The 12,511-nt window shown below is 43.3% G+C and carries 11 protein-coding genes; 1 reads left to right on the top strand and 10 read right to left on the bottom strand.

The genetic code is table 11. The features are described from left to right. Positions 1-44: 44 nt before the first annotated feature. A complete protein-coding gene (gene megL, locus AACU94_RS23565; RefSeq protein WP_135488334.1) occupies positions 45-1,247 on the bottom strand; it encodes a methionine gamma-lyase in 1,203 nt (400 codons plus the stop codon). 352 nt (positions 1,248-1,599) lie between these two features. Here megL and AACU94_RS23560 point away from each other — a divergent pair, with 352 nt between their 5' ends. Continuing rightward, the gene (locus AACU94_RS23560) at positions 1,600-1,893 is read left to right on the top strand and encodes a type II toxin-antitoxin system YoeB family toxin (protein ID WP_135488333.1); all 294 of its coding nucleotides are present in this window, start codon (positions 1,600-1,602) and stop codon (positions 1,891-1,893) included. 43 nt (positions 1,894-1,936) lie between these two features. Here the strand turns inward: AACU94_RS23560 and AACU94_RS23555 are convergent, their stop codons facing one another. The 9 genes from AACU94_RS23555 to AACU94_RS23520 all read right to left on the bottom strand — a co-directional run bounded on the left by AACU94_RS23555 (position 1,937) and on the right by AACU94_RS23520 (position 12,473). Beyond that, entirely contained in the window at positions 1,937-2,104 is a 168-nt protein-coding gene (locus AACU94_RS23555) for a hypothetical protein (RefSeq protein ID WP_167856163.1), read from the bottom strand. 87 nt (positions 2,105-2,191) lie between these two features. Further along, complete coding sequence (locus tag AACU94_RS23550; protein WP_339379193.1) at positions 2,192-3,283, bottom strand: glycosyltransferase family 4 protein; 1,092 nt, start codon at positions 3,281-3,283, stop codon at positions 2,192-2,194. Positions 3,284-3,406: 123 nt separating this feature from the next. Next, positions 3,407-6,118 (bottom strand): autotransporter outer membrane beta-barrel domain-containing protein, encoded by a 2,712-nt coding sequence (locus AACU94_RS23545; protein ID WP_135488331.1) that lies wholly within the window; start codon positions 6,116-6,118, stop codon positions 3,407-3,409. A gap of 452 nt (positions 6,119-6,570) precedes the next feature. Beyond that, positions 6,571-7,719 (bottom strand): MFS transporter, encoded by a 1,149-nt coding sequence (locus AACU94_RS23540; protein ID WP_135488330.1) that lies wholly within the window; start codon positions 7,717-7,719, stop codon positions 6,571-6,573. A 42-nt stretch (positions 7,720-7,761) separates the two neighbouring features. Further along, positions 7,762-8,460, bottom strand: a complete 699-nt coding sequence (locus AACU94_RS23535) for an HAD family hydrolase (RefSeq protein WP_240726348.1) — start codon at positions 8,458-8,460, stop codon at positions 7,762-7,764. A 28-nt stretch (positions 8,461-8,488) separates the two neighbouring features. Then, the gene (locus AACU94_RS24830) at positions 8,489-8,581 is read right to left on the bottom strand and encodes a hypothetical protein (RefSeq protein ID WP_445298358.1); all 93 of its coding nucleotides are present in this window, start codon (positions 8,579-8,581) and stop codon (positions 8,489-8,491) included. A 46-nt stretch (positions 8,582-8,627) separates the two neighbouring features. Further along, positions 8,628-10,838 carry a carbamoyltransferase HypF gene (gene hypF / locus AACU94_RS23530; RefSeq protein WP_240726346.1) on the bottom strand — a complete coding sequence of 737 codons (2,211 nt, stop codon included), beginning with the start codon at positions 10,836-10,838 and terminating at the stop codon, positions 8,628-8,630. Continuing rightward, positions 10,813-11,877 carry a hydrogenase expression/formation protein HypE gene (gene hypE / locus AACU94_RS23525; RefSeq protein ID WP_240726344.1) on the bottom strand — a complete coding sequence of 355 codons (1,065 nt, stop codon included), beginning with the start codon at positions 11,875-11,877 and terminating at the stop codon, positions 10,813-10,815. The genes hypF and hypE overlap by 26 nt, the downstream gene beginning before the upstream one ends. Beyond that, entirely contained in the window at positions 11,874-12,473 is a 600-nt protein-coding gene (locus tag AACU94_RS23520; protein ID WP_130224574.1) for a cysteine hydrolase family protein, read from the bottom strand. The genes hypE and AACU94_RS23520 overlap by 4 nt, the downstream gene beginning before the upstream one ends. Between the last annotated feature and the right edge of the window lie 38 nt (positions 12,474-12,511).

Here is a 12,511-nt window from a genome sequence, read left to right as displayed (position 1 = left end):
ATCCCTCTGCCAATAAAGCAGAGGGCAGGCATTGATATTTTAAATTAATTTCCGGCGATGGCTGTGGCGATTGCCTGCTGAAGGTCATCAATAATATCGTCAGGATCTTCCAGACCTACAGAAAGCCGAATCATTCCATCCGTAATTCCTGCTTTTAATCGTTCTTCTGGCGGCACAGGAGAGTGGGTCATCGATGCCGGATGTTGGATCAGCGTTTCGGTATCCCCAAGGCTTACCGCCAGCAAACATAAATTGACCGCGTTAATCATCCGTCTGCCAGATTCAAATCCTCCGGCTATTTCGAAACTGATGACGCCGCCGGGTAAAGTCATTTGTCGCTTATATAAATCGTACTGAGGGTGAGCCAGTAATCCAGGATAATAGACATGGGTAATTGCCGGATGGCTTTCAAGGAACTGCGCAATTTTCATGGCGTTGCTGGAGTGACGTTCCATCCTGACGCCGAGAGTTTTAACGCCACGCAAGGTCAGCCAGGCATTAAACGGGCTCATACATCCGCCTGTAATATCCTTAAGTCCAACGTAACGCGCCTGATCGATAAAATCTTTTTTACCAACAATAACACCGCCAATTACATCGCCGTGACCGTTAATGTATTTAGTGACGCTATGTACAACAATATCTGCTCCCAGACGTAATGGTTGTTGACCGTAAGGCGACATAAAGGTGTTATCGACAATTAACAGCGCGCCGTGCTGATGCGCGATACCCGCGACCATTTCGATATCGACCAGTGTCAGTGTTGGATTGGCTGGGGTTTCGATATAAACAACCTTCGTTTCTGGCCGTATTGCTGCTTTTAGTTCAGCAATATTGGTTGCGTCTACAAAGCTTGTGGTAATGCCAAATTTCGGCATGCTGTGGGAAAGAAAAGCGTGCGTGCAACCATAAATTGCATTGGCAGAGACAATATGATCGCCTTGCTGACACAGAGTAAGCAGGGCTGTCGTAATTGCTGAAATTCCGGAAGCGGTTGCCAGCGCGGCTTCTCCGTCTTCAAGGACGGCCATTTTTTGCTCAAGGGCATCTGTGGTGGGGTTACCCAGGCGAGTATAAATATAACCTGGTTCTTCAAGTGCAAAACGTGCAGCGCCTTGTTCGGCATTATCAAAGACAAATGTTGATGTCTGGAAAATTGGCGTGCTGAGCGATCCTGTCGCGGGGTCCGGGTGTTGTCCTGCGTGAACAATTTTGGTATCGAATCGATAATTGCGGTTATTAGACATACTCTTTCCTTAATTTTATAAACGACTCGTTAATGACTTAGCAATTGCTATGCCAGATAAATAAGCGTGTATATTCAATTCATTAGTTTTTTTTACGCCGTCGTTTATGTTCGGAATATTTCCAGTCTGGAAATAAAGTTGCCACTATTAACGGAAATTATAGTTACAACATCCTATTGTTTGTCGAAATCACCGCCCCTTAAACTCCAGATTCTAAAATATCGCCATGTAATACATGATCGCTTAATCAAAACAATTGTTGCTCTAACCGACGAATAGTTAGATTATTAGGCTAAATTTTGTAATGAGCAGCGCTTCTCACCATGGGCCACTTTCAAGGAGATGAGAATTTATGTATTACAAGTTTGATGATCTTGAACAAAGAACCAGATATAGCCAAAACAAACATATCGAAGTACCGCAAGCCGCTATGAGAAAATACTATGAATGGCGTCGTCTTGTCAGGGACTATGGGCACGATCCAAAAACAGCGGCGAAATCTGTTTCGGATGCAAATTGTGAAAAGCTTCACGGTTTTACTGATACTTATTCATTTCGGCTGACTCAAGAGCATAGGGTTGTCTTCGTCAAGCGAGGTAATGATATAACAGTTCTTTCCGTAGGCGGCCATTACGTTCGTCAGTAAGTAAAGACCGGTGTTATGGTAGGGCTGTATAACTGCTGTCATGTTAAAGGTGATCGCTCAGGCGGTCACCGAACTCAATAATAAAACGGATCATCATCAACAGCCAGTTCTGGAACGACATACTCAATTTAAGGGTATCGTTGTTGAGTACCAGGTAAATGAGTTTTTTACTTGGTACAGTACAAGATAAGTAACCGTGGCAACTTGTCATTGACCGCCTCTGACCCACAATCAAGTCTGGGTCAAGTATTTATGCTGTAAGAAAAACAGCGTTTATGGGAATATTGAATAAAATAATTCACTGTTGTTCTTTCTGTAACGTCTTATGCAATTCCTGCCAAACGCCAATATATGACTCAGTCATCTTGCTTAGCGTAAACTCCGGTCGATTAACACTATTACGGAATATCTGCGCCTTCTGGTCTTTACGTAATTGCTCGACATCCGAAAGATAAGTAATAATTCGCTTTTGGATCGCGGCGATCGTCGGTTCGCAAGCATATTCCGGCTGCATATAACTATCCATACCTAATCCTGGCGTGGCGATTAATGCGCAGTTAGACAACAATGCTTCCAGACCAACAATACCGTAGCTTTCCTGCATACTTGGGAAAACGACGATATCAGTTTCCGCCAGCGCCCGTTTTTTCTCTTCCCCTTGCACAAAGGTTAAACCTTTAAAACCTTCTTTTTCCATATAATCGGGGATTTTTTCAGGCCCATAAACCCGGGCTTCTATGCGCTGCCGATAGGTTGGTGGAAGTGTATTGATGGCATCACGGAAAATCAGGAAATTCTTCACAATATCGGTAAAGCGACCAAAAAAGCTAATCACGACTTTACCTTCAGGATGGGGAATTTTATCCGCCGGATAATCTGCAAAATTCACACCGATCGGAAACAGGTGAGGAGGGACGATATCCGCCGAGACATGCTGAATAACAGAGCGATGGGCCCAATCGCTATGAAGAACCACCGCGCCACTTTGCCGCACGGCGATCCTTTGCTCCCAATAATGCTGCATTCCTTTTTGTGTCCGGGTCAGATAGTGTTGCATACCGATATAGCTGGAATGCAGCGTGAACTGAACGCGGTTTAGCTCAAAAAAGAACGGCAATAGCGGCGAGTTTTCATGTACCGAAATAATGTCAGGTTTGAACTCATTGAGGATCGGCTGAATTTTTTGCGCTGTACTCCAGGCCACGTTAAGACTGAGCGACTCCAGCGATGAATCGAGGGGTAAGGCCGGTTCTACTGCAATCTCATAATCAGCTAACTGAGAATGTGCTGTCTTTTGATTATTCAGATACAACACTTTAAAAGGATAATTACGCCGTTTTAATTCCGTCCAAAAGTGTTCATTAAAAAAACCAAGACCGCTAAACAGCACGTCCGGGGCTTCAGTTGTAACAATTAAAACTCGTGGTTGCATACCAAATCCTATTATCAAATGCAACGGATAGCCTGCCAGTCAATAAAAACCGACAGGCTTCCATTTAACAATGGCTCTCCACTAGAAACGATATTTAATTCCTAATATAACCAGAGTATCGCTATAGCCACTGTCACCCATTTGCTGCGTGACGTTACCCCAAAGATCCAGGCGACGAGATAACTGGCCTTCAAGTCCCACTTTTACTTCGCCAATATTTTTGGTTCCATCAATACTATTCTTATAGCCATTCATGGTTGCACCAAAATTATGAGTATTGTGGATCCAGTTGGCCTCGATAAATGGCTGGAATTTACGGTCTTTACCGTTATCAATAGCACTATGTCCGTTGGCATAAGTACGAATACCAAGACGACTTTGAATATTGCCATCACCATCAAAGGAAACTCGTGAACCACCACTACTTGAATGTTCAGTGTGGTCATTGGCGCGAACGTTCATCCAGGTCAGTTGTCCCTTAGGTTGCAAATAATATTTCACACCGTCAGAGATTCGTTCCCCCAGTTTGAAGGTATATCCAGCTTCAATTGATGCCGTAACACCCCGGGATTTATAGCTTTCCGTCGCCAGCTGATCACCTTTTACTTCGTTATCAAACCAGTTATATAAAGCCCAGGCATCAACATAACTGCCTGTTTTATCATGCTCATTGGCATACCATGTGCCATATAATCCCGCACTGTACCCCTCCACAGAACCTGTGGATTTATATCCTGAATATTTTGATTCCGTATTGCTGTTTTGCCTGGCGAATCCGGCCATTACGCCCAAATGCCAACGGTCGAAACCATTGCTACTCCATTGTGCAATATCGCCACCTATTTGAGAGACGTAACGATTCCCCTGATTTTTTAACTGACCACTGCTATCACGAGAACGGTTATGACCGCCAACCTGGCGCAGCCACAAACTGGTCGCCTTTTGCTCACCGGTCAGGGCATCAGTATATTGGGTTTCCCCCATACGATCGTGAAGGCGCATCAGGAACAGGCTATTGGCGGCCATATGGTTAAACATATAGCTACCCGGTTCGGGGCGATTGATATTTTCAGGTTCAGGCTTCGGTTCTGGAGTTGGAGTTGGCGTAGGCTCGGGGTCAGGATCAGGTTCCGGGTTCGGTATAACCGGATCTTCAGGCGTGACAATCGGAAGCTGTGAACGCAGATACCAGTCACCATCCTGGTTATTCACACTATTTTTATGCAAATAGTATTCATATGCACCGCCGACGACACGACCTTGCTGAATAAACTCACCGGAGGAATCACCGTTAACTTCAATAACTTTGATCCCTTCACTGGTTTTAGCCCCAGTTCCGCCAGAATTATTAATCAGCAGATAACTTTGTCCGGAGGTTGAGCCATTAATGATGACTCTGTCTGTAGGAGAACTGTCATCCCCAAGGTAAGTATCCAGCTCAACAGTGCCATTATTACCCACATAATCACCGTCGATAGTAAAACGATCGCCTACGACGTTATTAGCGAGAATTAAACGGCCCTGGTTTTTGAAGGTGGGCAAATTCTGCAACAGCGCGCTGTTTGCGCTGCCATCGGCATTAGCGGTCAGTATAATTTGACCGAGGTTATTTAACTCAGTCGTTCCGCCACCAAAATCACTGGTTGCCACAGAAGCAACCGTATCCCGGACACCATCCCGATCGGAATCTGACCACTGACGAATATTCCAGACGCCCGTTGTGTCATTCACGATCTTATCCTGACCGCTGGTTAATTGAATAACACCAGTCATCGTTCCGGCATTGGTGATGCTGGTAGCCGCCCCGGTGTATTGGTAGGTATTAATACCCGACGGATTATTCGTGTAGTTGAGATCATAATAATCATAGCCCGTTGCGCTAATCGCGACATCAGACAATGCCCCCAGCGTTGCACCTTCATCAATCGTGATACTGGAAGTTGCTCCACCGATGGTTTTAATCCCCGCACCTTCAGAGCCGCCATCAACTACACTACCTTCCTGTAAGTGAACATCAAACACACTCTGAGGATCGAGAATAATGTAGCCGCCGCTACTATAGGAATATTCAGGGCCGGTATCCTGTAAACGAATCGCATCTCCAACTTGAGAGCGAATAACGCCTGAGGTTGTCACCCGAGATTCCAGCGCCTGAGAATATATTGCGGCTGTATCTTTACTGGCACTCTGGTTAACAATTTGACTATCGGAATATTGCGTCATGGCCCCCAACGCTAATAGACCGCCGGATGCCCCCGCCAGATAAATACTGGCATGTTGGGTTCCACGGACGTTGGTTATATCAAAGATTATACCGCCGGAAGGCCCGGAGATGGGGGCCTTAGGTTCCTGCACATCAACATCAGCGGTGTTTCCGGTATAAATATTGCCAGAGGTGCTCACTTCAATTTCAGTGTTGCTACGACCTAATGCCTCTATACCCGTAGCGTCCGAATGAATGGTTGTGCCAGCCTCTAAATGGATAACTGATTTATCCGTAGTCATATAATCAGTTTCGTATTGATAGGCTGGGGTACTAGTAGGGTTATTTATGTCAGTATGAATATGGATATTTATTTTGTTATCAGCATAGACACAGCTCGTTTCAGGTCTGGTACTGACATAATCACAAGAATCTGCGGCATAGGCGGTATTGAAAGCCAGAAAGATAGCACCTGCAACCAGGGTTTTGTTAAAGGGATTTTGACCGGCGTGATAGTGTACATTCTGTAGCGCTATTTTAGGTTTTTCAATGTTCCCTTCTGAATAGCACCGATTGTATCTATTATCCATAATAGCTCATCCTGATGAAATTTATCCATTTAATAAAACCGACGAGAGCAATACCACACGCAACGCATTTGGTTTAGGTTAAGAGTCTATACGCCCCATTAATTTTGTAAATAAGAAATATTGAACTTTTGGTTAAAATATCATTCAGTGATAAAAATCAACATTTTCATACTCAAATAAATACACGTTCGGGATCAGAAAACGATAGTTATTATACAAATTTCAACTAGTTAAAGTGAAAATGGTTTAACAAACGGAATGAGCGATTAATAAAATTGTTAGCGATATAAAATAAGGATTTTTATAAACAACACCAGGAAATTTCCATGATTAATGCGGACAAATCACTCGTCTCTTTTGATTATTCAAAAAGTTAAAGAAGAAGATCTGTATCCTGAACAATGGCCAGAAAGGCCTCGAGAGGTCTAACTCTTTATCGTCAACGAAAGTTTTTAATATTTGTTATTATTATTACGTAATAATGGTGCAAGCACAGCATTCATAACAAGTATAAAAGCCATTGCTGTATATATCATTGAAAAACCGAATTGTTGTGCAAAAAAACCTATTGGTGCTGGCGCCATTAATGTACCTAAATAACCGATGCTTGTAACAATACTGATTCCAGTACCTACAGCAATTCCGGGCTGATGGCCTGCGGATGAAAAGATGACAGGAACAATATTGGCAATACCACCGCCAGCCAGAGAAAAAGCCAGAATTGCCTGCCACGGCGACGGTGACAGGGCTGCTGTTAGCATACCGGCTGCTGCCAGAATACTGGATACACGAAGAGTTTTCACCGGCCCATAACGATCACGTATCACATCACCAACGAATCGAACCATTGACATGGTGCATGCAAAAAAAGAAAAAGCAAGGCTGGCTATTTCTATATTAGCATTAAGGTTTTTCATTAGATAACGTGATGACCAGTCGACAACCGCACACTCTGGTATCATTCCCAGAAGAGCCATTATTCCTATAATATAGATTTTAGCCTGGCGGGGTAAACTCGATGATGATTTATTTTTCTGATTCTCTTGTGGATGATCATTAGTGATAAAATGAAGTGCTGTCAAAACCAGAAAAAAAGCGATCCCAGAAATTATAAAAATATGACCAAGGTATCCATAGTTTTTAACTGCATAACCACCTATAAAACCCGATGCAAATAAACCAATGCTCCATGAACAGTGGCACATTGATAGTATTGCTTTAGCTAATTTTCTTTCAACGATAACAGCATTTGCGTTCATGGCTACATTCATCGAACCAATCATCGCACCTAAGAGAAATAAAAAGAATACTAATGAAGAAATATTTTTTACAATGCCTACGGGTATTAACGAAACAGATGCTAACACGGCAAATAATCGAACAACTTTTTGTGAGCCAAACCTTGAGATTAACATACCGGATAGAGGCATCATAAATAAAGCCCCCAAACCGAATGTCAAAATAAGTCGACCAATGGTTATATCATCGGCGCCAAAACGAGGGGCAAGCTGTGCTATCTGCACAGCCCATCCTCCTTGTATAAATCCGTTGACAAAAAACAGTACAGTAACGGCCCATCGGGATTTTTGTAGCCGTTCCATGAACATTACTCCTGCTGTGTTAGCCGTTTATTACTATCATGATTAATTACTATTTAATAAAATAGAGTGGCCAGTGCATAATTTAAGCATATAGCTATCTTCACTGTTTCTGATTAATTGTACATTTTGAAAATCAGGAATAATGACTTTTGCGCCTAATGGCATGAGATCTTCATCGCCTACGCCAACGCAATAACAACCCGCTGCGACTGCCGATGCAACGCCGCTTTTAGCATCCTCGAAGACAACTGCCTGATTTGCAGGAATACCCAGACGTTGTGTAGCAAGAAGATAGGGATCAGGGTGAGGTTTGCCACGGGTAACATCATCACGTTCTACAATAACGGAAATGTAAGGCTCTGCATGAAGTAACTCTATGACTCTGTTAATTTTTTTTCGCCATCCGCTGGTTACAATACCAACAGAAATACCTGCTTCTCCCAAAGAAGCAATGAGGCTGGCAACGCCTGGTATAAGTTCACAGTCAGTCGTATTCTCAACATGAATAATATGTGCCTGAACTTTTTGCTGGTCGGATTCCGGGAGATCGCCAAATAATGTCCGGATGGTATAGGGTCCAGGATGTCCGTGAATATGCTTCTGTATATCTTCGTCGGTGAGATGACGTTCATACATCAGAGCCGCTTCACGCCATCCATTTTCAATAACAGTCCGGGAATCAATCAGCACTCCGTCCATATCAAATAAAACAGCTGAAAATTTTTCTCCGTTTTTATTCACTCTATTCTCCTTCAATGATAATAAATATCTATATTTTCATATCGTTCGCTGCTACGACGACCTGTCCCAGCGATATGCATCCATCATTACCAGGTACCAGCTTATGGCAATATGGCTTCAAACCTCTTGATTCAAGTTCATCAAGAGTGTTAACCAGCAAGAATTCATTACAAAAAAACGCCTCCGCTCAATACAATCTGGTCAGTTCCATAACGTTCAGAAAGGAGAGAGCACACGGTTGCTATAATATGCACAATGGTTGAGTGAAAACGTCGGCTAAGATCTTCCTGGTTGATATTATTGGCCAGTATGGAGTGAACTAATTCTTTTACTAACGGGCGATAATCAACACTTATATCACCATTGTGAATTTCATCGATTATATAGGTAAATGGTTCAACCATATGAAAATCTTTTTTTAGAAGCGCTTCCATTTCAATGGCAGCCTGTGCTTCATACTCAATCTCTGAACAAATACCAATAAGCGCTGAAACACCATCGAAAAGACGCCCCATACTGGTAGTCATCGTTGTGTTAATTTTCCTTGCTACCATCCTGGTAAAGACTTCACGGCGATTTTCAGATAAATCGAGAATTGCTGGTAAGGTGATATAACTCTCAACATTTTCACCATATGTTTCGACCAGCAATGATATTGCCATTCGAATAGGTTCTTTAACCGCTTTATCTCCCCCTGGTAATAACATTGGGCGTAAATGAGCAACACGCTCCACACTTTCGAAGTCACCAAATAAAAATTCGCCGCCCCATATTGTTCCGTCAGAACCATAGCCTGTACCATCGAAAATCACGCCAATGGTTTTACCTGAAAGACCATTTTCTGCCATACATGCGGCCATATGCGCATGATGATGTTGAACCTGAATGACTCTGATTTCAGCATTCTCGAGAGCACTGCGGGTTGAACGAAAGGCCGGGTGTAAATCACAGGCCAGAATATCGGCTTTTTCTATGGCCAGTAATCCTTGCAGATGTTTTATACAGTCGAGATGAGATTTAAATGTTGTATCATTTTTTAAATCTCCAATATGTTGACTAATAAACACTTGTTTACCTTTCCCAATACTTATTGTGGTTTTCAGTTCGGCACCAAACGCCACAACATTGCCAACTGAATAAGGAAGGTGAACAGGGTAGGGAGCATAACCTCGTGAGCGACGCAAAAATGATATTTGTGCATCGGGGGTGTTTTTTCGCTTAATAACGCGAACAACGGAGTCATCTACTCGTGTACGAATATCGCGATTATTAAGTACAAAGTAGTCTGCAATTTTTCCTAATTGTTCAATTGCATCATTATTATCAATGACAATAGGCTGTCCGGAAATATTTCCGCTGGTCATTATAACGACCGGGAGTTCAGGATCAGCAAGCAACATATGTTGTACAGGCGTAGAGGGCAACATTACACCCAAATTGGGGTTTTTGGGTGCCACCACTTCTGGCAACGTCTGAGAGCGTTTGCGCAAAAGAACGATAGGGCGAGGCCCGCTCTCAAGTAAAGAGATATCGTCAGGGGTAACAACCGCCCACCGGGCCGCGCTTTCACTGTCTGCAACCATAACAGCGAACGGTTTAGCATCACGTCGTTTACGCCGACGTAACTCTCGCACAGCGTCGACATTGGATGCATCCACGACCAGATGAAAGCCGCCAAGACTCTTAATGGCAACAATAGCGCCTTCTTTTAGCCTGTCGATGGTAAAACGTATAATGTCATTAGCTGATATTGATACGCCGTCTTTATCAGTTAGCTGTAGTTGTGGTCCGCAAACAGGACACGCATTGGGTTGCGCATGATAACGGCGATCTTCAATGTCATGATATTCCTTATTACATTGTGGACACATTATAAAAGATTGCATGGTCGTTTGTGCACGATCATAAGGCATTCCACAGATAATAGAATAACGCGGACCACAATTGGTACAATTTATAAAGGCATAACGATAACGATGATTTGACGGATCGTTCATTTCCCTCAGACAGTCTTTACATACATTGGAATCCGGGGGAACAATTGTATCCATATTGGATAAACTATTGCTTTTTCTGATATCAAAGCCTGAATAATATGGCGCTGGTTTTTCCAGCTCGACCTTATATATATCAGTGATCCGTGCCAGAGGCGGTGGCTGAGAGATCAGTTCATCAATTATGTTATTTATGGTCTGTGAAGATGCCTGCAGTTCCAGCAAAACACCTTCGGAATCATTAAGAACCCAACCGGTTGCACCATGCGTTCTGGCTAATCGATGAACAAAAGGTCTGAATCCTACTCCCTGGACAATGCCGCAAACTCGAAACCGGCAAGTGTCTTTTTTTTCAGAATCAACAGAGTCTTGGTAGTTCTGCACCGTAAAGTTCCTCAATAATAGTATGCGTTCCGTCAGATTCGACCATGCAGACTTCCGGCTGCGAGCCTGATTTAACTTCTCCAATAATCGCTGCATTTTTACCAAATGGATGAGCGCGGAGTAATTCCAGAACATGCTCTGCCACATCTGGCTCAACAAACAGGCAAAGACATCCCTCATTGGCCAGATTGATGACATCAACACCTAACATATCAGCAGCCATAGCTGCCTCTGGCTGAACAGGCAACGCATCCTTATTAAAAACAATAGGGCATGAAGTGGCTCTGGCGTATTCGTGCAATACTGCAGAAAGACCACCACGAGTAACGTCCCGCATGGAAGCTATCTTTCCTGTAGGAGTATTAAGCAAAATGTTTTCAATCATATGATTCAGTGGTGCGCAGTCACTTAATATATTACGTTCAAACCCTAAACCTTCCCGAATCGATAAAAGATGAATAGAGTGATTCCCGATATAGCCACTCAGGATTATTTTCTGACCCGGCCTGACATGAGTTATCGAAACAGGAGGCCGCTCCAGCACGCCTATTCCGGCAGTATTGATAAAAAGCTGGTCAGCCTCGCCTTTTCCAACAACCTTGGTATCACCGGCAACAATTTTCACACCGGCTAAACGCGCAGTTTCACGAACGGATGCGATAATTTTTAATAAATCTGAGACAGGCATCCCGTCTTCAATGATCAGACTCAGCGTGAGATAAAGCGGGCGGGCTCCACTTACCGCCAGATCATTAACTGTTCCACACACGGCTATCTTACCAATATCGCCGTTGCCAAAGATAAGAGGCGTTACAACGAAAGAGTCGGTAGTGAAAGCAATTTTATTCGTTGGTAATTCTAATAGAGCGCTGTCCTCCATCTCTCCCAGATAAGTTTCTTTCAATGTTTCTGAGATACGCTCAACCAGCTCTCTGCTTAATTTTGCACCTGTACCATGATCCAATATGATTGTTTCATTCAATGGCGCAAATAAATTCTCGCCAAGTTCGTTATCAGGCGTTGCTTCAGTCATTTTCATGCTGTTGTCCTTTCACCACGTTCAGGTAAATCACCTGTTTTCTCCAGTAACGACAGTATTTCAGTGGATGGTGCGACGGTCGCACAATATCCAGCAAGCCATTGAAGCGCTCTGTCGGTATCATCTGATGAGGGGGCAAAAACGCAGTCATCAGGAACCCAGACGTTATAACCACGGAAGAAGGCGTCTGCTGCTGTCGTCTGGACACATACGTGAGTTTGCAATCCGGTAACAATCACTGTTTTGACCCCAAGTTCCTGGAGTTTTTGATCTAATTGAGTTTCAAAGAAGCCACTATCCCTGCCTTTGACCACAATAAAATCTGATGGATGGTAAACGGTATTAATGATTTGATTGCCTGGTGTGCCCGCTATTGCTGGTATTCCGGCCGCGCGATTTCGGTATCGACGCTGAACAGCCGGGTCATCAGGATCATGAATAAGTTGCAGATGTATAACGGCTTGCCCCTGGTTTCTTACACCATCAAGAAATTTATTAAATGCTTTCAGTTTTTTATCAAGTTCTTGCGGGTCATTTGTTATTTTATAAGTAAATTCATATTGTAAATCATTTGTCAGAACAGCGATATTTGGCATCTTTATATCCTTATTAAATAATTTTAAAGGTTAATAAT

The sequence above is a fragment of the Escherichia sp. E4702 genome (assembly GCF_963883545.1).
GTDB lineage: Bacteria > Pseudomonadota > Gammaproteobacteria > Enterobacterales > Enterobacteriaceae > Escherichia.
The sequence above is the reverse complement of the archived record's forward strand: the minus strand, read 5'-3'. Positions and strand labels throughout refer to the sequence as shown.

Bases quoted from the DNA above. Each gene is read 5' to 3' on its own strand.
- AACU94_RS23545 (WP_135488331.1), bottom strand. From the start codon at position 6,118: ATGGATAATAGATACAATCGGTGCTATTCAGAAGGGAACATTGAAAAA.
- hypE (WP_240726344.1), bottom strand. From the start codon at position 11,877: ATGAAAATGACTGAAGCAACGCCTGATAACGAACTTGGCGAGAATTTA.
- AACU94_RS23555 (WP_167856163.1), bottom strand. From the start codon at position 2,104: ATGACAAGTTGCCACGGTTACTTATCTTGTACTGTACCAAGTAAAAAA.
- megL (WP_135488334.1), bottom strand. From the start codon at position 1,247: ATGTCTAATAACCGCAATTATCGATTCGATACCAAAATTGTTCACGCA.
- AACU94_RS23520 (WP_130224574.1), bottom strand. From the start codon at position 12,473: ATGCCAAATATCGCTGTTCTGACAAATGATTTACAATATGAATTTACT.
- AACU94_RS23560 (WP_135488333.1), top strand. From the start codon at position 1,600: ATGTATTACAAGTTTGATGATCTTGAACAAAGAACCAGATATAGCCAA.
- AACU94_RS23540 (WP_135488330.1), bottom strand. From the start codon at position 7,719: ATGGAACGGCTACAAAAATCCCGATGGGCCGTTACTGTACTGTTTTTT.